Below are 24,165 nucleotides of genomic sequence, written 5' to 3' on the forward strand. Positions count from 1 at the left end.
AACTGAATAATTCCCACGAACACGTTCTGTTGCTCTTTTTTTGCGCTAATACTAATAATCACCAACCGAAAGTATATCCACCTCGACTCTACAGGAGACACCTCCATAATTACCCTTAAAAAACAGAAAGTTACTCATTTTGTAAATCATGATAATTACGAATGAAGATTATGATGATTTTGTTAATACTGGTTGGAAATGCGTTGCGAATATATTATCAACATTAGATTTTTAGGATAAATGCGTAAAAAGTCACTCAAACCCGCTGTCAAGCGATATTCTTAATATAAGAATAATTAATGAATATTAGAAGGCCCTCACATTTCATGCCATTACGGCCCCTTGCGATGGCTTACAAAACAGGGTAATAGGAATGAATGGGCGTTTTCCCGTCCCTTTTGAAGGAGGCACAATGACCTACACTCACTTGTTAGTTGCTGTCGCACCGACACCGGAAAGTCATAAGCTGGTCAGTAAAGCGGTCTCCATAGCGCGGCCGGTCAATGCGCGGATCAGCCTCATCACTTCGGCGACCGATCCGGAAATGTATAACCAGTTCGCGGCCCCGATGCTCGAAAACTTACGCGAGCTGATGCAGGAAGAAACGCGGCAGTTTCTCGACGAACTGACGGCCCGCGCCGATTACCCCATCGCCAATACCCACATTGCCTGCGGTGAATTAAGTGAACACATTAAAGATTTTTGCCAGAAGCAGCAGGTCGATTTGGTTATCTGCGGGAATCACAATAAAAGCTTCTTTGCTCGCGCCACCTGTAGCGCGAAAAGTGTGGCAGGAAACAGCGGTGTCGATGTGCTGCTAGTGTCGCTGCAAGATGAATAAAAAAAACCCGGTTTTCACTCCGGGCTTTTTGCTATTTCACGCCAGTTCATTTATCACGCCAATTTGGGAAACGCCGCGACTTTATTCTGTAGCCGACTTTCCGCCGTGCGCGCGGTTATCTGCTTTAGATCGTTAATGAAACGCTCCTGCCAGTGGTAGATATCATTCTTCTTAATCACCTCCAGCATTTCCGCATGACGCGACACTCTCTCCGTGAGCGGCATAACCAGCGCCCTGTTCATCGCCGTAGCCACTTCGTCTCGGTCGTAGGGATTGACGATCAGCGCCGATGTTAATTCATTCGCCGCACCAGCAAACTGTGACAGCACCAGCACGCCAGGGTTAGCCGGATCTTGTGCTGCGACATACTCTTTCGCCACCAGATTCATCCCGTCACGCAGCGGCGTCACCAGGCCAACATCCGAATAGCGGAAAACCTTCATTAATAGCTTTCTGTCGAAGTGCTGATTGAGGTAATAAAGTGGTGTCCAGCCCAACTGCCCATAATGACCGTTGATGCGTCCGGCGGCGTTTTCCAGTTGATGACGAATATCCTGATAGGCCTGCACATCCCCCCGCGAGGTCGGCGCAATCTGGGTGTAACGGATTTTACCGTGATGCTGTGGATACTTCTCCAGCAGTGCCTCATAGGCCTGAAAGCGCTCCGGTAGACCTTTGGAATAATCCAGTCTCTCCACCGAGAAAATGTTCTGCACGCCTTTCAGTTCAGCTTTAAGCTGCGCCAGTTTCGGCGGCAGCGGCCCCTGCGCCTGGATAGCGATTTCTTTCGGATCGATGCCAATCGGATACACTTCGGTGCGGAACGTGTGGCCCCAGGCGCTGTGCGTTTTACTGCCGCGGCTGGTCAGACGTGTTTTACTGGAGATGCAGTCGAGAAACGCCAGACGGTCGTTCTCAGTCTGGAACCCAAGCAAATCGTAGTCACACATTTGCTCAAGCAGTTCCGCGTGCGTCGGTAGCGCGTTGAAGACTTCCGGCGTAGGGAAAGGAATGTGCAGGAAAAAGCCAATGCGGTTATTCACGCCGCGTTGACGCAATTCGCTGGCGAACGGCAGCAGGTGATAATCGTGTACCCACAGCGTGTCATCTTCCTTTACCAGCGGCAGCAGTTTGTCAGCCAGCGTCGCGTTAACGCGCAAATACCCTTCCCAGGCTTCACGCTGAAAGTTGACTAAATCCAGACGATAGTGAAATGCGGGCCACAGTACGGCGTTGGAAAACTGGTTGTAATACAGGTCATGATCCTGCTCATTGAGGTTGAAGGACGCCCAGGTAATGTCACCGCGTGTCACTTTCTTTAGCGGCTTGTCCTCATCACCGGTTTCCCCACTCCAGCCAAACCACAGCCCACCTGCGGCCTTAAGCGCCCCCAGTACACCTACCGCCAGCCCACCTGCGCTGGATTTTATGTCATCCGGCGGGGCAATACGATTAGATACGACGACCAAGCGACTCATAGCCTTTTCTCCTGTCAGTTAGCGCGTGTTGTTGTGCGAGCTCGAGCAACCATTGATGGGTGTGCGCTACGCTTGCCAAACGAAAATGCGCATGCGTCTCTCCCGGCCCGACTTTTACCGAGACTCCCCCGGCAAGATTGACCACGTCAAATCCTGCCTCATCGGTCAGATCATCGCCGATAAACACCGGCTGTCGGCCAAGGAACGGCGCTTCCTGCATGAAGGCCGAAATGGCGGCCCCTTTATTAATTCCTGTCGGTTTAATTTCCACCACGCATTTGCCCGGCTGCAGCGTCAGTCCCTCAAAATGGGACACGGTCTGTGCCGCCAGCTGTTCAACCGCCTTCTGGTGCTGCGGGGCCTGGCGATAATGCAGCGCAAAGGCCATCCCTTTGTTTTCCACTTCACAGCCCGCCAGCGGAGCCATGCCTGCGTTCAGCCACGCCAGAATCTTCTCTGCAAGCGTGGCGGGTAATCTCACAATGTGTGTTTGACCCTTGATATCACGGCGTTCAGCCCCGTGCACACCCGCCAGCGGGAAGTGATAAGGGGCTGCGAGCGCATCCAGCTCTACCATTGAGCGCCCTGAAATCAATGCCAATGCCCCTTCCTGCTGTTCAGACAATTGCTGCAGCGTCATGCGGATGGGCCCGGGAATAATGACCTGATCGGGATGCGGCATGATGTCTGCCAGCGTGCCATCCAAATCAACGAAAAATGCGTAGTTTCCGCGCAAAACCGGCGGAGCGGTTAACGGGTCTGTCACCCTGAATACCTCCTCGGATCTTCTGTCCTTCTGTAAATGTTAAGTAAACGTTAGCAGTGTAAGTATAGACAGTGTGACCAGGCTCGCCATTTTCAAATGAAAACGCCAGGGAAATTACCCCCTGGCGCGTTGATCTCTTACACTTAAAAGTTAGGGCTAAATCAGACCGCCCGTTTCGCTTTTTGCTTGTAGCGGTCGAAGATAACCGCCGCCAGTAAAATCAGACCGCGCACCACATATTGCGAGAACGGCGAAATGTTCAGCAGGTTCATAGCATTCTCAACGGTGCCCAGAATCAGGATCCCCGCCACTACATAAGAGATCTTACCGATCCCACCTTTCAGCGACACACCGCCGAGCACACAGGCCGAGATAACAATCAATTCATAGCCCATCGACGTCATCGGCTGGCCGCTGGTCATCCGCGAGGCGAGGATAATGCCCGCCGCCGCTGAGACTAATCCGGAAAGCACAAAAATGATGATTTTGGTGCGTACTACTGGCACTCCCGCCAGCCGCGCCGCTTCTTCATTACCGCCAATCGCCAGTGTATTGCGACCAAAGGTGGTTTTATTGAGCAACAGACCGAACACAATCAGACACGCCACCGTCAGCCAGATAGGCGCAGGCAGACCCAGCCAGTTTGCGTAGCCGAGGGTAAAGAAGCGCTCGTCTTCAATGCCCACCGCTTTACCATCAGAAATGATGTACGCCAGACCACGCACGATTTGCATGGTGGCCAGCGTCGTTATCAGCGCGTTGATTTTCAGGCGCGCAATCACGAAGCCGTTCACCAGCCCACTCAGTGCGCCGAGCAGCAGCCCGGCAAACACGCCGAGCCACAGGCTTTCCGACAGGTTTATAACCACCGCAGTGGTCACGCCTGCGCAGGCAATCACCGACGCGACCGAGAGGTCGAAATCACCCGACGCCAGGCAGAACAGCATCCCACAGGCCACCATCCCGGACATCGAAATCGCCAACAGCAGCCCTTTCATGTTCACGAAGCTGGCAAAGTTCGGCACAAAAATGGCGCAGGCGAGGAACAGTACAGCGAACACCACCAGCATGCCGTACTGATCCCAGATGCGCCCCACGCTAAAGGTATTCCGGCGTGGGCCGGAGGTTGTCACAGCGGACATAATTGACTCCTTCGTCAGGCTTTCAGGCAACGGCCTGAGTGGTTTTCGGCATCGCCAGGCTTAACGCCTGCTGTTCATTCGTGCTTTCGTGCATCAGCTCGCCTGCAATTTCTCCTTCCCGCATCACGATGATGCGGTCGGCTACGCCGAGCACTTCTGGCAGGTCACTGGAGGCAAACAGTACCGCCACACCCGATCTCGCCAGTGCATAAATAACGTTATAGATTTCGTGCTTCGCGCCCACGTCAATGCCGCGCGTCGGTTCATCGAGCAGAATGACTTTCATATCTTCGGACAGCCAGCGCCCCAGAATGGCTTTCTGCTGATTACCGCCGGAGAGGTTCATGATCAGCTGCTCCGCACCGGGCGTTTTAATGTTCAGCGATTGAATATGGTGCGCGGCATTGCTGGCTTCCCAGGCGTTATTGATCAGGCATCCGGCATGGATGTGCCTGCGACGGGCACTGATATTGATGTTGTCGCGGACCGAATGCACCGGGATTATCCCGTCGGCCTTCCTGTCTTCCGGGCACAGCATCATCCCGGCGCGGATAGCATGGGCCGGCTTGCGAATATTTACTGGCTGACCGTCAATCATCACCTGGCCGCCAGTAATTCGTGTGCCGCCAAACAGTCCTTTCATTAATTCGCTGCGACCCGCCCCCACCAGCCCGAACAGGCCGACGATTTCGCCGCTTTTAACCGACAGGCTGATCGGCTGACGCACGCCCGGCGCTTTGACGTTATCAAGACGCAGACGCTCCGCGCCGTATTCACGCGGCTGCCAGCCATAAATATCGCCGATTTCACGGCCAACCATCGCCTGCACCAACTGGTCGTGATTCACCTGTTTGGTGTCGTCAAAGGTGCGAACGTAACGCCCGTCTTTAAACACGGTGATCGCATCGCTGAGGGCAAAAATTTCCTCCATGCGGTGCGAGACATAAATGATGACCCGGCCTTCGTTACGCAGCTCGCGGATAACCCGGAACAGATTGTCGATTTCACGCGCCGAGAGCGAACTGGTCGGCTCATCGAATGCAATAACCTTGGCGTTGCGCGCCAACGCTTTGGCAATTTCCACCATCTGCCATTGGCCGATGGAGAGGTATTTGAGCGGCATCTGCGGGTCGATATCCAGCCCGAGGTGTTCCAGCTGGAGACGCGCCTCGTAGTTCAGTAGCGAGCGGTTAACAATCCCACCCTTGTGCGGCATCTGCCCAAGATAGATATTTTCCGCCACCGTCATTTCAGGCACCAGATGCAGTTCCTGATAAATGATGGCCACCCCGGCGTTGAGCGCTGCGGTGGTATCGGCAAAGCTGACTTCCTCGCCGCGAAGCGCCAGCATCCCGCCCGTTGGGGCGTAGTTACCGCTAAGGATTTTCAGTAGCGTGGATTTTCCGGCACCGTTTTCACCCATCAGCGCATGCACCTGTCCGGCATAGCAGTCGAAGCTAATGTCGGTGAGGGCTTTCACGCCGGGGAAAGTTTTGCTGATACCGCGAAATGAGAGGTATGGCTGTGACTGTTGCATAAACACTCCACATTCTTTTCTGCCCCCGACACGCGTGCCGGGGGCGACAGCGTCAGGCCTTACAGCCCTTTCTTCGCCAGCTCTGCTTTAAAGTTGTCGCGAGTGATCAACACCACGTCGGTAACCGCAGTGAATTTCGGTGGCTCCGCGTCTTTGGTCACCCAGTTATAGAGCATCTGGCTAGTTTTGTAGCCGTGAACGTCCGGGCTTGGCAGCAGTGAACCGTAGAACCCGGTCGGCTGCGCTTTAGAGAGTTCATTCACCGCATCCACGCCGTTGATGCCAATACCGATAACGTCTGGCGCTTTAAAGCCCTGACCTTCTGTCGCACGCACGCCACCCAGTACGGTGTTGTCATTCATGCCCAGCACCAGCCAGTGTTTCACGCTCGGATGCTGAACCAGCAGGGAGTTACCGGCGTCAAATGCGCCAGGGATATCGTTAGATTTGGTTGGTACCTTATAGATTTGCGCGGCAGGGAAACCGGCTTTTTTCAGCGCGTCCATTGAACCGGTAGTGCGACGGCGGGCGGTATCGAGTTCATCGGCGGTGATGGCCATCACGCCAGTCTCTTTCACATCCCAGCCACGTTTTTGCATTTCTTTATACAGTTCGTCACCCTGGCGGGCGCCAATTTCGCTGGCTGCCATCATGACCAGTGGCACGGTGTCCACCGGTTTACCTTTAGCGTTGACAAACTGATCGTCGACGGTGATGACCTTCATGTCATAGCTGCGTGCTTTGGCCATGATCGCAGGCCCCAGTTTTGGGTCAGGCGTACAGATGACGAACCCTTTCGCGCCGTTAGCCGCCAGGCTATCAATGGCGTTCAGCGTTTTCTCACCGTCCGGCACCGCGATTTTGATGACGTCAAAACCTAAATCTTTCCCGGCCTTATCAGCGAAACGCCATTCGGTCTGGAACCATGGCTCTTCCGGCTGCTTAACCAGAAAACCGAGTTTCATGGTTTCAGCCATAGCTGATTGTGACATAACCGCTGTCAGGCCAATAACCGCCAGCGCTTTAGTGAATTTGTGCATGGTTAACTCCAGCTTTAATGTTCTTTTTTGTAGGGGAAAATAGGAACAACTTATTTTTATCAGCAGTAAAACAATGCATTAGCGGCTTCGTTCAGAATCGCTATTACGTTAACCTATTAATAGCGGGAAATTAATTATCCATAAGAGAGCGCCATCACACCGCAGAATTACAGTAATTGCGTGCATAAATTCAGCGATAAATGACATAAAAAAAGGGTGAATTGTCAGACAATTCACCCTGGGGTTAGCAGAATAATCTATAGCGGCGGCCAGTAAATCCTTATCTCACCAGCGATAATAAATATGCTCTGCGTGTTCACGCACTGGCGCTTCATCCCCGAGTAATCTGGCGGCGACGGTAAAGGCGAAATCGAACACGTGTCCAAAACCTTTGCCGCTGATCAAATTGCCGTCTTCCACCACCGGTGCATCGACATAGTGGCCGTCTTTAACATCCTGCCAGAGATCGCCCGAGCACACGTAGTTGCGCCCTTTTAACAGGCCGTTGCCGCCCAAAACGCGTGCCGCCGCAGAGCAGATTGGGCAAATCAGTTTGCTTGCTGCATCATGTGTCGCCACAAAATCAATTACCTGAGGGTTGGCCGCTAAATTGACACTGCCCTGCGGTCCGCCGGGTAAAACCACCGCATCGTACAGGACGCCGCTGCGCTCGGTGAGCGTGCTGTCTGCTACCATTGGGATCCCGTGATAGCTGGTGACCCCTCGGGTGGTGGTGCAGGAAAGCAGTTCCACATCCAGATCCAAACGCCGCAGAATATCGATGGTGACGATGGCCTCACCTTCTTCAAATCCAGGTGCCAGAAGCACCGCGACTTTTTTCATTTCGCACTCCTTAAACTCAAATTTTTGCTTGCGGGAATTACCCCTAATATTGTCCAGAAATATATTTGTTAAAAGTAACAATAGCGATCAATGCAAAGCAGATCGCAGTTTTATCTTTTAAACACAGAATACAATTGCATTGAACATCATGCCGTTAACATCGGCTTTCGCAGAGTTTTAGAACGGTAATATCGAATATTTACGACATCATGTAACGAAGCGTAAATAATAACTGCGACAACGCTGAATAAGGATATTGCTATGACAGTCCCTGGAATGGTTAAAAAACTCAATGCGCATATGAATCTGGAGTTTTGTGCCTCCAACTTTTATCTGCATTTGAGCGAGTGGTGTTGTGAACATAAGCTACCGGGAACCGCAACGTTTCTGCGGTCACAGGCGCAGTCCAACGTCACTCAAATGATGCGCGTTTTTGATTTCATGAAAAAGGCCGGTGCCTATCCGGTGGTCAAAGAATCCCTCCCCTGCGACAACAGCTGTAAGACCCTTGAAGACCTGTTTCTGCAAACCCTTGAAGAACACCAGCAGCGGAGCAGCACGCTCGGCGCATTGACCCTTGAAGCCAAAGCGATGCATGACGACAGCACCCTGCGCTTTCTGAATACCCTGGAAAAAGAGCAACGGCAGGACGGTATTCTGCTGCGCACTATTCTCGATGAAGTGCGCAGCGCCAGAAAAGCCGGTCTTTGTATGCATCAGACCGATAAGCATCTGCTCAATGTGATGAATCATCGTCACCATTAATCTGTTTTGGGCGGCATAGTCCGCCCTACCCGCGCTCTATTTGTTAAATAAATGTACACAACAGGCTGTTTTTGTTGCTGTTTATAAATCCGATCTGTCTCTCAATTAAAAACATTACAAAATGTAATGCTTTATACCTTCTTTATGGATGAGACAGGTGAGAGATGATTACGCTTGAGTTTGCAGTCATTATTTTGTGCTTGCTGGTTGGAACCCGCTTTGGCGGAATGGGCCTGGGGCTAATTAGCGGTATCGGCTTATTTATTCTGTGCTTCGTTTTTGGGCTCGAACCAGGCAAACCGCCAGTAGAGGTGATGCTGACCATACTGGCAGTGATCGGCTGTGCAGCCACGCTGCAAACCGCAGGCGGACTGAACGTGATGATGCAGTGTGCCGAAAAGCTGCTGCGTAAACACCCGCAGCACATCACGCTTTTAGCCCCGTTCACCACCTGGACGCTGACTTTTTTGTGCGGCACCGGGCACGTGGTCTACACCATGTTTCCCATCATTGCCGATATTGCGCTGAAAAAAGGCATACGCCCGGAACGTCCGATGGCGGTGGCGTCGGTGGCCTCACAAATGGCTATCACCGCTTCGCCCGTTTCTGTGGCGGTCGTTTCGCTGGTATCGATTCTCGGCGCGCAGCATGGGATCGGCCATGCGTGGAGCATCCTCGAAATTTTGGCGGTTTCAGTGCCGGCATCGCTGTTTGGCGTGGCGATTGCGGCATTGTGGAGCCTGCGTCGCGGTAAAGAGCTAGCCGACGATCCAGAGTTTCAGGCCAAACTCACTGACCCGAAACAGCGCGAGTTCATTTACGGCAGCACTGAAACGCTGCTCAACCAACGCTTTTCGCGCGAAGCATACTGGTCGACATGGATCTTCTTCGCCGGGATTTTAGTGGTGGTGCTGCTCGGTGCCCTGCCGGAACTGCGCCCATCGTTCGAGGTGAAAGGTAAAATCGCGCCGCTGTCGATGAACCTGGTCATTCAGATGATGATGCTGATTGCCGGGGCGGTGATGTTGATGGTCTGCAAAGTGAACGCTGCCGCGATTTCCAACGGCGCTGTATTCAAAGCGGGGATGGTGGCGATTTTCTCGGTGTTTGGCGTGGCGTGGATGAGCGATACCTTTTTCCAGGCACATTTGCCTGAACTGAAAATGGCGCTGGAAGGCGTGGTACAAAACCACCCGTGGACTTACGCGATTGTGCTGTTCCTGGTGTCGAAACTGGTGAACAGCCAAGCCGCCGCACTGACCGCCGTCGCCCCGATGGGGCTGATGCTTGGCGTGGAGCCGAAAATGCTGATTGCCTTCTTCCCGGCGGCGTATGGCTATTTCGTCTTGCCGACCTACCCGAGCGATTTGGCCTGTATCGGCTTTGACCGTTCCGGCACCACCCGCATTGGTAAATTCATTATCAACCACAGTTTCATACTGCCAGGCCTGATTTCCGTAAGCTGCGCCTGCATGGCGAGTTATTTACTGGTTCAAGCGCTGTATTGAAAGCGCCCGGCGGCGCTGACGCTTGCGGCCTGCAATAGCATGTGTAGGCCCAATAAGCGTCAGCACCAACGGGCTTTTCATTAATGCGTGCTACCGTCCTGCGGCGTGAACTTCAATTCAATCAGCGCAATGGCTTTCTGAATGGCCCGCTGGGTAACTGGATCAGCCCCCGCCGGGTGCGCACTAAAATCAATCGCGCGTAGCTGGTTGGCCATTTTTTCACGGACTTCAACCGGGGCGATAACATCGATAACGTCGAGAATTTGTTTGATGACCAGCTGGCAGGCGACAACGTCGGAAACCAGCTCATCGTTGGCGGTCAGGTTTTGGGACATAATTTACTCCTGGTTTTCAGACCGCCATAGTACCCTGATTTTTCTAGCCAGAAATCAAAAAACCTGCTGAAGCCCGCATTTTCTTGCGCTATGGTCATCAGAGACAACAAACCTGGGCATTCGCCCATCGTGAAGCGGTACGACGACGCGTACAGTAAGCGATTCATTTGGATATGGCAGCTTTATCATGAGTGAAAATGTCTCCGCGAAGGAGAGCCGTGGTCTGTCACCGGCGGCACTGTTGGTGGCCGGTGCATTCTTTATGGAGTTTCTCGACGGGACGGTGATCGCCACCGCGCTGCCGGATATGGCGAAAAGTTTTGGCGTGGAAGCCGTCGCCCTTAACATCGGTATCAGCGCCTATCTCATCACCCTCGCGGTGTTGATCCCCGCCAGCGGCTGGATTGCCGATCGCTTCGGCGCCCGTAACGTGTTTACCCTGGCGCTGTTCATTTTCACCCTGGCCTCTGTTTTCTGCGGGCTGGCAACAAGCGTTGACAGCTTTGTCGCAATGCGCATTTTGCAGGGCGTGGGCGGGGCGCTGATGGTGCCGGTCGGACGTCTGGCGGTTCTGCGCACCACGCCGAAACACCAGCTGATCACTGCTATCGCGACGCTCACCTGGCCCGCGTTAGTGGCCCCGATAATCGGCCCGCCGTTGGGTGGATTCATTACCAGTTTTGCTAACTGGCGCTGGATCTTCTTTATTAATGTGCCGCTAGGACTGGTCGCAATTTTCCTGGCGCTGCGCATCATTCCAGATATTCGCGAGGATCAACGCCGTCCGTTTGACCTGCCGGGTTTCCTTGCCACGGCGATTGCGATGGTGAGCCTGGTATACGCGATGGAAGCCTTCGGCGCGGAACATGGCCGAAGCTGGCTGCCGTTTGCACTGCTGGCGTTGGGCGCGGCAACATTCCTGTTTGCCTTGCGTCATTTTAAACGCGTCGAATGGCCGATGATTCGCCTCGATGCGCTAAAGGTGCCGACCTTCAGGGTCACGATGTACGGCGGCTCGCTGTTTCGTGCCTCGATAAGTGCGGTACCGTTCCTGCTACCGCTACTGTTCCAGGTCGGTTTTGGTATGGATCCTTTCCATGCCGGGCTGCTGGTGCTGGCGGTGTTTGTCGGCAATCTGACCATTAAACCCGCCACCACGCCGCTCATTCGCTGGCTTGGTTTTCGTAAGCTGTTGCTGATCAATGGCGCGCTGAACGTGCTGGCGCTGCTGGCATGCGCTTTCCTCACGCCGCACACACCGCTGTGGGTGACGCTACTGATTCTGTACCTCGGTGGCGTTTTCCGCTCGGTGCAGTTTACCGGCGTCAGTACCCTCGCCTTCGCCGATGTGCCGTCTGCGCAGATGAGCTACGCCAATACCCTGTTCAGCACCGCGACGCAGCTCGCCGTTGGGCTGGGCATTACGCTTGGTGCAATTGGTATTCGTCTGGGCGAGAAGATGAGCGACTGGCTGCAGCTTGGCGCGGTTCCTGGGGCAAGTTTCCGGTTGGCATTTGTGTTTATCGCGGTGATTTGTCTGGTGGGAATGTTTGATACGTTACAGCTGACGCGGGATGCGGGAAGTTCGGTGTCGAATCGCAAGAAGTAAAATTATCCGGCGGCGCAATGCCGCCGGACGTCATATCGTTACGCTAAAACCTGGCGCACGAAGGCTTCAATTTCTTTATCCTGGCAGTTTTCAAAGAAGCACTGCTGGAAGCGCTGACCAGAGACGGCCGTTTTCACCAGTTCCGGATCGATGGCGCGCAGGGTGTCGAGATAATTTTCTTTCACCACCGCCGCTTTCACCTGATTCAGTATGCCCGCATTACGTACCTGTGGTTCTTTACGCTCCGGTGGATACCCTTCGCCGTTGCGACCGGTGAACGCTTTTTCAAAGATAAAGCGCACGTTCAGTTCCGCGCCCCAGCCAAAGCCTTTGGCGAACGGCAGAGACAGCGCGTTACCGTTGTTGATTTGCGCAAACAGGAACGCATCCGCCGGGTCGATACAGTAGCCGCAAACCACGCCCGGATGAATGTTCAGCGACATCAGTGCGCCCTGGCCGGTACCGCAACCGGTCACCACGAAATCGACCGCTTTGGCGTTGAGCAGAATACTGGCCATGATCCCGAGGTGGATGTAGGTCAGGTGATGGTCCTGTTCATCGCTCATGCCGACGTTGTAAACCGGAAAACCTTTTTCATCGGCCACGCCCTTGAGCTCACGATGGATGACCGCATTTTTAGCGGCCTGGCTGTTTTCCATCATCAGTGCAATTTTCATTCTTTTATCTCCTGAAATCTGCGCGGAAGACTCCGCAGTGAACAATGGTGTTACTCTCACCTTAACGCGCATCAAACGCACATTCAAATTTAATGAAATATTGTTTCATTAATTACAGTTGAGCTCACAGTTTTCTACGGCAATCACGATAATGAATGGTTATTCACAAAATCAACAAATCTCTATCTGGCGTCACGGCTGTTAGTTAGACTGAAAACAAACGACACAATAAAAATCAGGAACCTCCTTGTGCGCTCCTTGCTAACAATTTCGCTCACGTTGCTTTGGGTTACTCTGCTTACACACGCTTATTCTCTGCGGGCTGCACCGTTAAATGCCACGTCTTCCAGCGCCCCCATTCCAGTCTGGGTGTTCGATGCGGACAACTTCGAATTCTGGCGCGACACACAGGGAAATTTTCACGGTTATTACCCGGCTCTCATTCAGGAAATAAATAAACGCTACGGCTATCATCTCGTACTCAAGCCCATACACGGCGAGGAGATTAGCCGCCGTTTCAGCGCTAATAGCACCGGTTTGTACGCAGGCGTAGTGCGCACCGAGGAGCGCTCACGCACTAAAATCCTTTCCGCGCGTCTGTTTGATAACGAAGTCCTCGCCGCCAGCCTCAGCCGCACTGCCGCGGTACCGGAAGATCTCAATGATACGCGCGTCATTTTTCGCCGCGATGATGCCACTCAAAAACAGGTACTGCAGCATTATCCCTGGCTTCGATTTCGCAAGCTGATTCTGGTCGACAGCAGCACCGAAGCGTTCGCTTTGCTGCGCGAACGCAAAGCCGATTTCTACCTCAACGACGATTCCGAGATGGACGATACGCAGCACTATTACACGTTGTCGCGCCCGTTCTCCGATTTGCGCCTGCCCTGCGTGATGGGCTTCAGCCCTGAAATGCGCTTTATGCGCGATAATATTAATCAGCTGATTGCCGAATGGCAGCAAAACGGCAAGCTCAAGGCGCTGGAGAACCAGAGCAAGCGCAATTATCTGGTCAGCCGTATTCAGGTAACGCCTGCCGAAGCCGCATGGATGCGTGATAACACACTGACGGTGTGGCTGCCGAAAAACGAGAACTTCGCCCCGCTGCTGTGGCAAGACGCACACGGCTATCACGGCACGGTGATGGACATGATTAACGATATGCGCGACCTGCTGCACATCAACGTTGAGGTGAAATATACCGATAACTACGTCGCGCGCCTGCGCCAGGAGAAATGGCCGGTGCGGATGGTGAATGTTGTCGAGAGCCGGGACGATTCGCAGGCAGACGGAAATATTGGCCCGGCGCTTTCCTGGCATAACGTCTACTACAATCGCGTCGAGCAACCGTTTTTGTGGGATGAAGAACAGGTTCGCTATAAGCGCGTCGGCATTCTTCGTGGCTCGTTTTCGGCGCTGTATTTGCATCAGCGGTTTGGCAACGACATTACCCTTGTACCCGGGTCCTCGATTGAAGAACTCGTCAGCGCTATCGAGCAACATAAAATTGATTTCATTCTTGGAGATTTAAGTTCGCTGGAAGGCTCGCTGCGCGGTAACGATCTGTTCCACGGCGTGCTGAAAGTCGCTGGGCTGACGCGCTCGGATTACCAAATTGTCTCCTGGGTCGATGGTGCGCACCCAATGCACCCGCTGTTAACGCAAATCCATCGTATCTCAAGCTATCGCACGCAGATGGAGCGCCTGCCGGAAAGGTCATGGCTGCCGGACTTCAGCAAAAACACCTTCAAAATCATCAGTGTGGTGTTGTTCATTACCGTGCTGTTCAGCCTGTGCCTGCTGTGGCTCATGTGGCGGCAAATGAAGCAAAGCCAGGCGGTGAGCCGCAGCATCGTCGAGGCTATGGAAAAGGTGAATCGAGCCCACGACGATGAAACCGGCAGCCATATCCGGCGCGTGTCGGCCTACTGCGCGTTACTGGCCCGTGAAATCGGCCTGCCGCGCAAAACGGTGCAGGATATCGAACGATTCGCCTCGTTGCATGACGTGGGGAAAATTGCCGTCCCGGAGCGGATTTTACGTAAGCAAGGCCCACTGACCGAGGAAGAGTTCAGCGAGATGAAACTGCATACGCTCAAAGGCTGGCGCATTATTCAGGGGCTGAGCCTTGGACCAGTGGCGGAAAACATTATTCATTACCATCATGAGAAATGGGACGGCAGCGGCTATCCGGATGGGCTGTGCGGGGACCAGATCCCCATTGAAGCGCGTATTCTGGCGCTGGCCGATGTCTATGACGCGCTGCGCCAGAAGCGCGTGTACAAACCGGGATATACCCATGAGCATGCCTGTTCACTGATTTTTGCCGGCGCCGGGCGTCACTTCGATCCGGAACTGATTAACCGCTTCCATCAACTGCACCCGAAGTTTAAGGCTATTTATGACAGCCAGACCGACTGACATCGGCGGTAGCGAAAACTGAGGGCGATTGTGTCGGCTATTCAGGGCATTGCCTTTATGCCTGCACGCTAAGATGGCACGCAGGACTATTACGCAGAGTGAGCCATGAACAAACTCATCCCTGTCGCCGCGGCGATAGCGCTTTCCGCCTGTACGGTGCACCGTCAGGCTAACGTCACCGATGTGGATGCCACCAGCGGCATCGTACGTCTTACCTATGGCCAGGCGCCATTGCAGTCAGCCACTACCGACGACTATGTCGCTAACGGCACCGCCACCAAACAGTGCCAACAGATGGGCTATGCTACGGCTTTTGCATACGGTCAGCCCGTCACCACCTGCACCGTCACCAGCGGATCGCTGTGCATGAATCAAAGTGTCACCATTCAATATCAGTGCCGCGGCATCGCCGTTACCCAAACCCCTTCTACAAATTATTGGTAATTTTCATTGCCGGATAAATAACGCCGGCAGTGAATTATAATTATTCTCATTTCATTATTTAATAGCTGCAATGCGTTTTATTCCCATTTGCATTTAACATTATTTATTTTTTATTTTACCTTTTGCAAATAAGTTAATTACAAATTATAGTTTCGGCGTATTTCCCCTGATCCTAATATGACGGAGCACCTATGCTAAAAACGGAAATGATCGACCAACTCAATGAGCAAATGAATCTGGAACTCTCCTCCTCTCTGCTGTATCAGCAGATGAGCGCATGGTGCAGCTATCATAGCTTTGAGGGTGCAGCCGCGTTTCTGCGCCGTCACGCCCAGGAAGAGATGACCCATATGCAGCGCCTGTTCGATTATTTGACTGACACCGGTAGCCTGCCGCGTATTAGCACCATCGAATCTCCGTTTGCCGAATATGCATCACTGGATGAACTGTTCCGTGCGACCTATGAACACGAGCAGCTGATCACGCGTAAAATTAACGAACTGGCACATGCGGCGATGACCAACCAGGATTATCCAACCTTTAATTTCCTGCAGTGGTACGTGGCCGAGCAGCACGAAGAAGAAAAGCTGTTTAAATCCGTTCTCGATAAACTGTCTCTGGTCGGTAAAAGCGGTGAAGGTCTGTACTTCATTGATAAAGAGTTGGCGACCCTCGATACACAAAATTAATATTCTGCTGGCAGCGGGTCTCCGCTGCCCCTTCATTTATTGACATGGGATTATTACCCATTACCTCACCCTACCCCCCAGCGTAACCGCCGACATACCCTAAATAGTTAATGAATAGCGCCCCCCGACACCCCTTAAGGGCTATACCCATCACCATTCGTTAGCGAATTGATTTCACTCAATATTACCCCTCCTTTAGCTGCTATTTTCATCCTCGTAAATACGTCATAACAATGAGGTTACGATGGAAGTCAGTCGCAGAAAATTTTTTAAAATCTGCGCCGGCGGAATGGCAGGTACGACGGCTGCGATGCTGGGCTTTGCCCCAACAGCAGCTCTTGCAGAAGTACGCAACTACAAACTGCTGCGTGCGAAAGAGACTCGCAATACCTGTACTTATTGTTCCGTAGGCTGTGGATTGTTGATGTACAGCCTGGGTGATGGCGCGAAAAACGCCAAATCCAGCATTTTCCATATTGAAGGAGACCCGGATCATCCGGTAAACCAAGGGGCACTTTGCCCGAAAGGCGCAGGCCTGCTGGACTACGTCCACAGTGAAAATCGTCTACGTTACCCTGAATACCGCGCGCCAGGTTCCGATAAGTGGCAGCGCATCAGCTGGGATGACGCCTTCTCGCGCATTGCCCGCCTGATGAAAGAGGATCGCGACGCCAACTTCATTGAGAAGAACGCGCAGAATGTGACCGTAAACCGCTGGCTCTCCACCGGCATGCTGTGCGCTTCCGCTTCCAGTAACGAAAGCGGCATGCTGACACAAAAGTTTGCCCGTTCACTGGGCATGTTAGCGGTAGATAACCAGGCACGCGTCTGACACGGACCAACGGTAGCAAGTCTTGCTCCAACATTTGGTCGCGGTGCGATGACCAACCACTGGGTTGATATCAAAAACGCCAACGTAGTGATGGTAATGGGCGGCAACGCCGCTGAAGCCCACCCGGTCGGTTTCCGCTGGGCGATGGAAGCCAAAAACAACAATGACGCCACGCTGATTGTGGTCGATCCGCGCTTTACCCGCACGGCTTCGGTGGCCGATATCTATGCACCGATTCGTTCCGGTACCGACATTACTTTCCTGTCGGGCGTTATTCTGTACCTGATCACCCAAGGTAAAATCAACGCCGAATACGTCAAAAGCTATACCAATGCCGCGCTACTGGTACGCGACGACTTCAGCTTCGATGATGGCCTGTTCAGTGGCTATGACGCAGAAAAACGTCAGTACGACAAAACGACCTGGAACTATCAGTTCGACGAAAACGGCTTTGCTAAACGTGACGATACACTGACTCACCCTCGCTGCGTATGGAATCTGCTCAAAGAGCATGTCTCCCGCTATACGCCGGACGTGGTTGAGCATATCTGCGGCACGCCACAGGAAGATTTCCTGAAGGTCTGCGAGGTGCTGGCCTCAACCAGCGCTGCCGATCGCACCTCGACCTTCCTGTATGCACTTGGCTGGACTCAGCACTCCGTGGGTTCACAGAATATTCGTACTATGGCCATGATCCAGCTGCTGCTGGGCAATATGGGAATGGCGGGTGGCGGCGTGAACGCCCTGCGCGGACACTCCAATATTCAGGGGTTGACCGATTTAGGCCTGCTGTCCACCAGCCTGCCGGGCTATCTGACGCTGCCGAAAGACGCGCAGAGCAGCCTGGAGAGCTATCTGGACGCCAACACACCAAAAGCGACTCAGCCTAATCAGGTCAACTATTGGGGCAACTACCCGAAATTCTTTGTCAGCCTGATGAAGACTTTCTGGGGTGATGCCGCGCGTGCAGACAATCAGTGGGGCTATGACTGGTTGCCAAAATGGGACCAGGCCTACGACGTACTGAAGTATTTCGACATGATGGACAAAGGTGAAGTCAATGGCTACATCTGCCAGGGCTTTAACCCGGTCGCCTCGTTCCCGGACAAGAACAAAGTGGTCGCCTCTCTCAGCAAGCTGAAGTATCTGGTGGTGATTGATCCGCTGGTGACAGAAACCTCAAACTTCTGGCAGAACCACGGCGAATCCAACGACGTCGATCCCGCGCAAATTCAGACTGAGGTATTCCGTCTGCCCTCCACCTGCTTCGCGGAAGAAGATGGTTCTATCGTCAACTCCGGACGCTGGATGCAGTGGCACTGGAAAGGCGCTGATGCGCCAGGGGAAGCCCGGAATGATGGCGAAATCCTGGCCGGTCTCTACCATAACCTGCGCACGCTTTACCGCGACCAGGGCGGTACAGCCAGCGAACCTGTACTCAATATGACGTGGAACTACACGTTGCCGGACAAGCCTGAATCGGAAGAAGTGGCTAAAGAGAGCAACGGCTACGCGCTTGCGGATATCGTTGACGCCGATGGCAAATTGCTGGTGAAAAAAGGCGAACTGCTGGATTCCTTTGCCCAACTGCGCGACGACGGTTCGACTTCTTCAGGTTGTTGGATATGGAGCGGGAGCTGGACACGTCACGGTAATCAGATGGCTAACCGCGATAACAGCGATCCGTCCGGACTGGGTAATACCCTCGGATGGGCTTGGGCATGGCCGCTCAACCGTCGCATCATCTACAACCGCGCCTCCGCTGACCCGCAAGGGAAACCGTGGGATGCGAAACGGATGTTGATCGAGTGGAACGGCACAAAATGGGTTGGCAACGATATCCCGGACTACAACACCGCCGCACCAGGCAGTGGCGTCGGGCCATTTATCATGCAACCGGAAGGGGTCGGTCGACTGTTTGCGCTCGACAAAATGGCTGAAGGTCCGTTCCCGGAACACTATGAACCGTTTGAAACGCCGCTGGGGACTAACCCGCTGCACCCGAACGTCATCTCTAACCCGGCCGCACGGCTGTTCGACGCCGACGCAAAACGCATGGGCGAGCGCAAAGCGTTCCCTTATGTGGGCACAACCTATCGCCTGACCGAGCATTTCCATACCTGGACCAAGCACGCACGGCTTAACGCTATCATGCAGCCAGAACAGTTTGTGGAAATCAGTGAGAAGCTGGCCCAGAGCAAAGGCATTGCCAACGGCGATACGGTGAAAGTCAGCAGTAAGCGTGGCTTTATCCGTGCCAAAGCGGTAGTGACCCAACGTGTGCGGACTTTGCAGGCGGGCGGGCAAGAAGTGGAAACCGTCGGTATTCCGCTGCACTGGGGCTTTGAGGGGACGGCGCGTAAAGGCTATCTCGCGAACACCCTGACGCCATCGGTGGGTGATGCCAACTCACAAACGCCAGAGTACAAGGCGTTTCTGGTCAACATTGAGAAGGCATAAGGAGCGAACTCATGTCCATGCAATCTCAGGATATTCTCAAGCGTTCGGCCACTAACGCCATGACGCCACCGCCTCAGGCGCGTGACTACAAGGAAGAAGTCGCCAAGCTAATCGATGTCTCCAGCTGTATCGGCTGCAAGGCTTGCCAAGTCGCGTGTTCAGAGTGGAACGATATCCGCGATGACATCGGCCACTGCGTCGGGGTGTATGACAACCCTGCGGACCTGAGCGCCAAATCCTGGACGCTGATGCGCTTTAGCGAAACGACGCAGAACGGCAAACTGGAATGGCTTATCCGCAAGGATGGCTGTATGCACTGCGCGGATCCGGGTTGCCTGAAAGCCTGCCCTTCCGCCGGAGCCATCATTCAGTATGCCAACGGCATCGTCGATTTTCAGTCGGAACACTGTATTGGCTGCGGTTACTGCATCGCTGGTTGCCCGTTCAACATTCCACGTCTGAACAAAGAGGATAACCGCGTCTACAAATGCACGCTGTGCGTGGATCGCGTCAGTGTGGGCCAGGAGCCCGCCTGCGTGAAAACCTGCCCGACTGGCGCCATTCACTTTGGCAGTAAAAAAGAGATGCTGGAAGTGGCTGACGAACGCGTCGCGAAGCTGAAAAAGCGAGGATATCCTCAGGCGGGCCTCTACAACCCGCAGGGCGTTGGCGGCACGCACGTGATGTATGTGCTGCACCATTCGGACCAACCGGAGCTGTATCACAACCTGCCAAAAGATCCACAAATTGATACTCCTATCAGTTTGTGGAAGGGGTTGCTCAAACCACTGGCGGCGGCAGGCTTTATTGCGACCTTTGCCGGGCTGATTTTCCACTACGTGGGAATTGGACCCAACGAAGAGGTGGATGAAGACGAGGAAGAGCATCATGACTAAGAAGAGCAAGATGATCGTCAGGACGAAATTTATCGACCGCGCCTGTCACTGGACGGTGGTTATCTGTTTCTTCCTTGTGTCGCTCTCCGGCATCGCGTTGTTCTTCCCGACGCTGCAGTGGTTGACGGAAACCTTCGGTACGCCACAGATGGGACGTATTTTGCACCCGTTCTTTGGGGTGCTGATTTTCGTGGCGCTGATGTTTATGTTCGCGCGCTTTGTAAAGCACAACATTCCTGATAAACACGATATACCGTGGTTAAAAGGTATTGTTGAAGTGCTGAAAGGCAATGAACATAAGGTCGCCAAAGTCGGTAAATATAACGCCGGGCAGAAGATGATGTTCTGGACCATTATGAGCATGATATTCGTGCTGATGGTAACCGGAGTGATTATCTGGCGACCTTATTTCGCCGACTTCTTCCCGATAAAAGTCGTGCGCTATAGCCTGCTGATTCATGCCACCGTCGCCATTATTCTGATCCACGCCATCCTTATCCATATGTATATGGCGTTCTGGGTTAAGGGATCGATTAAAGGCATGGTGGTCGGTAAAGTCAGCCGCCGCTGGGCGCAGAAACATCACCCTCGCTGGTATCAGGAGGTAGAAGCGCAGGAAGCGAAGAAAGCAGGGACTGAAGGACATTAAGTCTCTTCACTCCCGCCTCTTTCTGGCCGCTACCGGTTATCAATTCCGCTAGCGGCCAGATTTTATTACGCCCCTTGTATAATCCCGCCAGCATCCTGAATGCTGTGGTCCCGCCAAGCCGTAAATATAACGTTACAAGCACTGTAATTCAGATTTGACGCGCTGCGGGTTTTCCCCTAACCTGCGCGGCATAATTAGCCATCTCTATCCTGAATAACAGAGGAAAGCGTGAAGAACCGCACCGTAGGGAGTATTTTAATCGTCGCCGGAACCACTATCGGCGCAGGGATGTTGGCCATGCCGCTGGCCTCTGCGGGCGTCGGCTTTGGCGTCACTCTGGTTTTACTGTTGAGCCTGTGGGCGCTGATGTGCTACACCGCACTGTTGCTGCTGGAAGTGTATCAGCACGTCCCCGCCGATACCGGTCTCGGGTCGCTGGCGTTGCGTTACCTTGGGCGTTACGGGCAATGGCTGACGGGCTTCAGTATGCTTTTCCTGATGTACGCGCTGACGGCGGCGTATGTCAGCGGTGCCGGTGAACTGCTGGCCTCGAGTCTCAGCCAATGGCTGAACATCGAACTGCCGCCTGCCGGGGGCGTCCTGCTGTTTACCGCCATCGGCGGCGGCGTGATTTGCATGGGCACGGCGTTGGTAGATTTATTTAATCGCTTCCTGTTCAGCGCCAAAATCGTATTCCTGATCCTGATGCTGGCGCTGCTGCTGCCACATATTCATCAGATGAACCTGCTGACGCTGCCGCTGCAACAGGGCCTGGCGCTCTCTGCGATCCCGGTGATTTTCACCTCGTTTGGCTTCCACGGCAGCGTGCCGAGTATCGTCAGCTATATGAAGGGTGATGTGCGTAAGCTGCGCCGGATTTTCGTGATTGGCAGCTTCATTCCGTTAGTGGCGTATATCTTCTGGCAGCTGGCGACGCTCGGCAGTATTGAATCGCCGGTCTTCAACGCCTTGCTGGGCGACCACGCAGGACTAAACGGTTTGCTGGAGGCGATCCGCGAAGTGGTGGCAACGCCGCATGTGGAACTGGCGGTGCATCTGTTTGCAGATTTGGCACTGGCGACCTCTTTCCTCGGCGTTGCGCTGGGGCTGTTTGATTATCTGGCGGATCTGTTTCAGCGTAAAAACAGCATCAGCGGTCGTCTTCAGACCGGGGCGGTTACCTTCCTGCCACCGCTGGCGTTTGCGCTGTTCTATCCGAAGGGTTTCGTGATGGCGCTAGGCTACGCGGGTGTGGCGCTGGCCGTTCTGGCGCTAATTATTCCGTCGTTGCTGACGATGAAAAGCCGCCAGCAGCATCCTCAGGCAGCCTATCGCGTTATCGGCGGAACGCCTGCGTTATGGCTGGTATTTGGCTGCGGCGTGGCGGTGATTCTGGTGCAAATCGCGATTGCAGTTGGAATGCTGCCTGCTGTCGGCTAATCTTCGGCTATAAAATCTGGTGCTTCGGCACCAGATCCTCCCTGGTATTAACAAACTCATTTCATCTTAATATTTATTCGCTCATCTATTTCAACATAGTTAAATAAATACCCAATCACTCTTCTGCCAGCCTCATCCATTAAGACTTTTCCTGTACAGCTTATTTTCTCCTGGCGTAATCTTGCGCTGTTTATTACTTCAGACAGAAAATATTATGAAAAAATTATCCCTTATCCTGCTAATGATGACCCTGGCAGGTTGTAGTGCCACGAATGCGAATTCCAATGCCAGCCGCGTCCGCGTCAGCACGAACGAGCCGGGAAAAGAGTGTAAATTCCTCGGAGACATTACCGGCAGCCAGGGGAATGTCTTCACCGGCGGCTGGACGTCGAACAGCAATCTGGAAACCGGTGCGCGCAATGACCTGAAAAACCAGGCCGCGAATATGGGCGGGAACGTGGTGTCGCTTATTACGCAGCGCGCGGGCCAGACCGGCAGCGCCTGGGACGGGAGCGGCAGTATGCAGCAGACCAACGTGACGCTAAGCGGCAATGTTTATCATTGCCCGGAATAGTAAAAAGGCCCTTTCGGGCCTTTTTTATGACTTATTTCAGACAGCAGCTTTTGTATTTCTTTCCGCTACCGCAAGGACATGGATCGTTGCGGCCAATTTTGATTTCATTCTTAATTGGCTGCTGTACTGGAGCCGCTTGCTGATTATCCAGCCAGTAATGGCAGAGCGTGAGCGCCGCAGGTTTCAGTAAATCGACGCTCGCCACATATTCTTCAGCAGTCAACGCTTCGATTCGCGAGAAATTCTCTTCGCTGCCATGTAGGGCAATCGCGTCTAACTGTGGCTGCAAACTTTCCGGCAGTGCCGACCAGTCGCTTAAAGCCACGCCGCGCATGTAACCAAAGCACCACTCTTCAACGATAGTGATTTCCTGACCTTCTTCTTCGCGGGTACCGAACAGAGGTTCATACTGATCCGGATAATCGCCCAGACGCTCACCGACATCATCCATATGCTGCAGAGTGAGATTCACGAAACGGTCCCGCTCGCGGTCATTGGCCCAGCGTGGTACGTAATCAGCCCCACCCCACACCGCCAGCATCCACTCAGCAGGCTCAATATCAACCGGGGATGAAAGAATAGCCGTCAGCATGCCGTCCAGTTCAGACACATCCATCACGGCCTGCTCGTTGCCATAGCGTGCCAGGACGTCGTCCAGCCACTCAAGTTCGCTTTCGTTTAACGGTCCGGTTTTCATCGCTGATTACTCGTGTTGGAAGTGTGTTGAAGATAGAACATCAGGATCGCAAATACAAAAAAACCACCCGAAGGTGGTTTCACGACACTGCTTATCATTGATTTTATTCTTTTGTTCCCATGGTAGCCGGAGTGGGACTTGAACCCACACAGCGCGAACGCCGAGGGATTTTAAATCCCTTGTGTCTACCGATTCCACCATCCGGCCTCGGGGAATAAAGTGGAGGCGCGTTCCGGAGTCGAACCGGACTAGACGGATTTGCAATCCGCTACATAACCGCTTTGCTAACGCGCCAAATTACTAACACCCGCAATTGCCGATGCTTTTAAACTGGAGCGGGAAACGAGACTCGAACTCGCGACCCCGACCTTGGCAAGGTCGTGCTCTACCAACTGAGCTATTCCCGCAGATCAGATGACTAACTTAATCATTTGATTTTGTTACCGTCTGGCAAGCTGTGCTGCCGTTCGATGCGTTGCATTCTACTTACCTGACGCACTGAGTCAACGTTAATTTTCACCG

Annotated in this window: 21 protein-coding genes and 3 tRNA genes; 12 read left to right on the top strand and 12 right to left on the bottom strand. The window is 53.4% G+C overall.

All coding sequences use genetic code 11. The annotated features are described in order from the left end of the window. Positions 1-412 precede the first annotated feature (412 nt). Complete coding sequence (uspC, locus tag MUU46_RS15045; protein ID WP_159753423.1) at positions 413-841, top strand: universal stress protein UspC; 429 nt, start codon at positions 413-415, stop codon at positions 839-841. A gap of 53 nt (positions 842-894) precedes the next feature. Here the strand turns inward: uspC and otsA are convergent, their stop codons facing one another. The 6 genes from otsA to MUU46_RS15075 form a co-directional block, all read right to left on the bottom strand. Next, on the bottom strand, positions 895-2,319 hold the full coding sequence (gene otsA, locus MUU46_RS15050) for an alpha,alpha-trehalose-phosphate synthase (protein WP_258965915.1): 1,425 nt from the start codon (positions 2,317-2,319) through the stop codon (positions 895-897). Then, the gene (gene otsB, locus MUU46_RS15055) at positions 2,294-3,085 is read right to left on the bottom strand and encodes a trehalose-phosphatase (RefSeq protein ID WP_258965916.1); all 792 of its coding nucleotides are present in this window, start codon (positions 3,083-3,085) and stop codon (positions 2,294-2,296) included. Before otsB ends, otsA begins: the two co-directional genes overlap by 26 nt. 161 nt (positions 3,086-3,246) lie before the next feature. Then, positions 3,247-4,227 (bottom strand): L-arabinose ABC transporter permease AraH, encoded by a 981-nt coding sequence (gene araH, locus MUU46_RS15060; protein ID WP_110512327.1) that lies wholly within the window; start codon positions 4,225-4,227, stop codon positions 3,247-3,249. Between the two features lie 22 nt (positions 4,228-4,249). Beyond that, positions 4,250-5,764, bottom strand: a complete 1,515-nt coding sequence (gene araG, locus MUU46_RS15065) for an L-arabinose ABC transporter ATP-binding protein AraG (protein WP_258965917.1) — start codon at positions 5,762-5,764, stop codon at positions 4,250-4,252. 59 nt (positions 5,765-5,823) lie between these two features. Further along, positions 5,824-6,804 (bottom strand): arabinose ABC transporter substrate-binding protein, encoded by a 981-nt coding sequence (locus tag MUU46_RS15070; RefSeq protein ID WP_258965918.1) that lies wholly within the window; start codon positions 6,802-6,804, stop codon positions 5,824-5,826. 285 nt (positions 6,805-7,089) lie between these two features. Next, on the bottom strand, positions 7,090-7,647 hold the full coding sequence (locus tag MUU46_RS15075) for a DJ-1/PfpI family protein (RefSeq protein ID WP_258965919.1): 558 nt from the start codon (positions 7,645-7,647) through the stop codon (positions 7,090-7,092). 261 nt (positions 7,648-7,908) lie between these two features. Here MUU46_RS15075 and MUU46_RS15080 point away from each other — a divergent pair, with 261 nt between their 5' ends. Next, complete coding sequence (locus MUU46_RS15080; protein ID WP_258965920.1) at positions 7,909-8,412, top strand: non-heme ferritin-like protein; 504 nt, start codon at positions 7,909-7,911, stop codon at positions 8,410-8,412. Between the two features lie 164 nt (positions 8,413-8,576). Further along, positions 8,577-9,920, top strand: coding sequence for an anaerobic C4-dicarboxylate transporter (locus MUU46_RS15085; protein WP_258965921.1), 1,344 nt, complete (start codon positions 8,577-8,579; stop codon positions 9,918-9,920). Positions 9,921-10,000: 80 nt separating this feature from the next. Here MUU46_RS15085 and MUU46_RS15090 read toward each other — a convergent pair whose 3' ends face one another. Continuing rightward, positions 10,001-10,255 (bottom strand): DUF2766 family protein, encoded by a 255-nt coding sequence (locus MUU46_RS15090; RefSeq protein WP_159753399.1) that lies wholly within the window; start codon positions 10,253-10,255, stop codon positions 10,001-10,003. Positions 10,256-10,442: 187 nt separating this feature from the next. On the opposite strand from MUU46_RS15090, the gene MUU46_RS15095 reads away from it, so the two are divergent. After that, positions 10,443-11,864, top strand: a complete 1,422-nt coding sequence (locus MUU46_RS15095) for an MFS transporter (RefSeq protein ID WP_159753396.1) — start codon at positions 10,443-10,445, stop codon at positions 11,862-11,864. 38 nt (positions 11,865-11,902) lie between these two features. Here the strand turns inward: MUU46_RS15095 and MUU46_RS15100 are convergent, their stop codons facing one another. Beyond that, a complete protein-coding gene (locus MUU46_RS15100) occupies positions 11,903-12,541 on the bottom strand; it encodes an RpiB/LacA/LacB family sugar-phosphate isomerase (RefSeq protein ID WP_110509649.1) in 639 nt (212 codons plus the stop codon). A 249-nt stretch (positions 12,542-12,790) separates the two neighbouring features. Here MUU46_RS15100 and MUU46_RS15105 point away from each other — a divergent pair, with 249 nt between their 5' ends. The 8 genes from MUU46_RS15105 to MUU46_RS15140 all read left to right on the top strand — a co-directional run bounded on the left by MUU46_RS15105 (position 12,791) and on the right by MUU46_RS15140 (position 22,946). Next, complete coding sequence (locus MUU46_RS15105) at positions 12,791-14,962, top strand: HD domain-containing phosphohydrolase (RefSeq protein ID WP_258965922.1); 2,172 nt, start codon at positions 12,791-12,793, stop codon at positions 14,960-14,962. Positions 14,963-15,067: 105 nt separating this feature from the next. Further along, positions 15,068-15,406, top strand: a complete 339-nt coding sequence (yecR, locus tag MUU46_RS15110; protein ID WP_159753393.1) for a YecR family lipoprotein — start codon at positions 15,068-15,070, stop codon at positions 15,404-15,406. 191 nt (positions 15,407-15,597) lie between these two features. After that, entirely contained in the window at positions 15,598-16,095 is a 498-nt protein-coding gene (ftnA, locus tag MUU46_RS15115) for a non-heme ferritin (RefSeq protein WP_110509647.1), read from the top strand. 244 nt (positions 16,096-16,339) lie between these two features. Then, a complete protein-coding gene (gene fdnG / locus MUU46_RS15120; protein ID WP_258965923.1) occupies positions 16,340-19,387 on the top strand; it encodes a formate dehydrogenase-N subunit alpha in 3,048 nt (1,015 codons plus the stop codon). A gap of 11 nt (positions 19,388-19,398) precedes the next feature. Next, positions 19,399-20,283: a formate dehydrogenase subunit beta gene (gene fdxH / locus MUU46_RS15125; protein ID WP_159753386.1), complete on the top strand. Its 885-nt coding sequence runs from the start codon at positions 19,399-19,401 to the stop codon at positions 20,281-20,283. Further along, on the top strand, positions 20,276-20,932 hold the full coding sequence (fdnI, locus tag MUU46_RS15130) for a formate dehydrogenase-N subunit gamma (RefSeq protein WP_258965924.1): 657 nt from the start codon (positions 20,276-20,278) through the stop codon (positions 20,930-20,932). Before fdxH ends, fdnI begins: the two co-directional genes overlap by 8 nt. Before the next feature lie 228 nt (positions 20,933-21,160). After that, entirely contained in the window at positions 21,161-22,372 is a 1,212-nt protein-coding gene (tyrP, locus tag MUU46_RS15135; protein WP_258965925.1) for a tyrosine transporter TyrP, read from the top strand. A 214-nt stretch (positions 22,373-22,586) separates the two neighbouring features. Beyond that, positions 22,587-22,946, top strand: coding sequence for a DUF4156 domain-containing protein (locus tag MUU46_RS15140; RefSeq protein WP_258965926.1), 360 nt, complete (start codon positions 22,587-22,589; stop codon positions 22,944-22,946). A gap of 31 nt (positions 22,947-22,977) precedes the next feature. On the opposite strand, the gene MUU46_RS15145 is transcribed toward MUU46_RS15140, so the two are convergent. The 4 genes from MUU46_RS15145 to MUU46_RS15160 form a co-directional block, all read right to left on the bottom strand. After that, positions 22,978-23,643 carry a YecA/YgfB family protein gene (locus tag MUU46_RS15145; RefSeq protein ID WP_258965927.1) on the bottom strand — a complete coding sequence of 222 codons (666 nt, stop codon included), beginning with the start codon at positions 23,641-23,643 and terminating at the stop codon, positions 22,978-22,980. 120 nt (positions 23,644-23,763) lie between these two features. Then, positions 23,764-23,850 (bottom strand) — tRNA-Leu (locus MUU46_RS15150). A gap of 13 nt (positions 23,851-23,863) precedes the next feature. Continuing rightward, a tRNA-Cys gene (locus MUU46_RS15155) sits at positions 23,864-23,937 on the bottom strand. A 37-nt stretch (positions 23,938-23,974) separates the two neighbouring features. Beyond that, positions 23,975-24,050, bottom strand: a tRNA-Gly gene (locus MUU46_RS15160). Positions 24,051-24,165: the final 115 nt, after the last annotated feature.

Source organism: Scandinavium tedordense (genome assembly GCF_024764965.1).
In the GTDB taxonomy this organism is placed as follows: Bacteria; Pseudomonadota; Gammaproteobacteria; order Enterobacterales; family Enterobacteriaceae; genus Scandinavium; species Scandinavium tedordense.

Bases quoted from the DNA above. Each gene is read 5' to 3' on its own strand.
- MUU46_RS15080 (WP_258965920.1), top strand. From the start codon at position 7,909: ATGACAGTCCCTGGAATGGTTAAAAAACTCAATGCGCATATGAATCTG.
- ftnA (WP_110509647.1), top strand. From the start codon at position 15,598: ATGCTAAAAACGGAAATGATCGACCAACTCAATGAGCAAATGAATCTG.
- MUU46_RS15100 (WP_110509649.1), bottom strand. From the start codon at position 12,541: ATGAAAATTGCACTGATGATGGAAAACAGCCAGGCCGCTAAAAATGCG.
- MUU46_RS15070 (WP_258965918.1), bottom strand. From the start codon at position 6,804: ATGCACAAATTCACTAAAGCGCTGGCGGTTATTGGCCTGACAGCGGTT.
- uspC (WP_159753423.1), top strand. From the start codon at position 413: ATGACCTACACTCACTTGTTAGTTGCTGTCGCACCGACACCGGAAAGT.
- MUU46_RS15085 (WP_258965921.1), top strand. From the start codon at position 8,577: ATGATTACGCTTGAGTTTGCAGTCATTATTTTGTGCTTGCTGGTTGGA.
- fdnI (WP_258965924.1), top strand. From the start codon at position 20,276: ATGACTAAGAAGAGCAAGATGATCGTCAGGACGAAATTTATCGACCGC.
- MUU46_RS15090 (WP_159753399.1), bottom strand. From the start codon at position 10,255: ATGTCCCAAAACCTGACCGCCAACGATGAGCTGGTTTCCGACGTTGTC.
- MUU46_RS15095 (WP_159753396.1), top strand. From the start codon at position 10,443: ATGAGTGAAAATGTCTCCGCGAAGGAGAGCCGTGGTCTGTCACCGGCG.
- MUU46_RS15145 (WP_258965927.1), bottom strand. From the start codon at position 23,643: ATGAAAACCGGACCGTTAAACGAAAGCGAACTTGAGTGGCTGGACGAC.
- MUU46_RS15075 (WP_258965919.1), bottom strand. From the start codon at position 7,647: ATGAAAAAAGTCGCGGTGCTTCTGGCACCTGGATTTGAAGAAGGTGAG.
- MUU46_RS15140 (WP_258965926.1), top strand. From the start codon at position 22,587: ATGAAAAAATTATCCCTTATCCTGCTAATGATGACCCTGGCAGGTTGT.
- araH (WP_110512327.1), bottom strand. From the start codon at position 4,227: ATGTCCGCTGTGACAACCTCCGGCCCACGCCGGAATACCTTTAGCGTG.
- yecR (WP_159753393.1), top strand. From the start codon at position 15,068: ATGAACAAACTCATCCCTGTCGCCGCGGCGATAGCGCTTTCCGCCTGT.
- fdxH (WP_159753386.1), top strand. From the start codon at position 19,399: ATGTCCATGCAATCTCAGGATATTCTCAAGCGTTCGGCCACTAACGCC.
- otsA (WP_258965915.1), bottom strand. From the start codon at position 2,319: ATGAGTCGCTTGGTCGTCGTATCTAATCGTATTGCCCCGCCGGATGAC.
- araG (WP_258965917.1), bottom strand. From the start codon at position 5,764: ATGCAACAGTCACAGCCATACCTCTCATTTCGCGGTATCAGCAAAACT.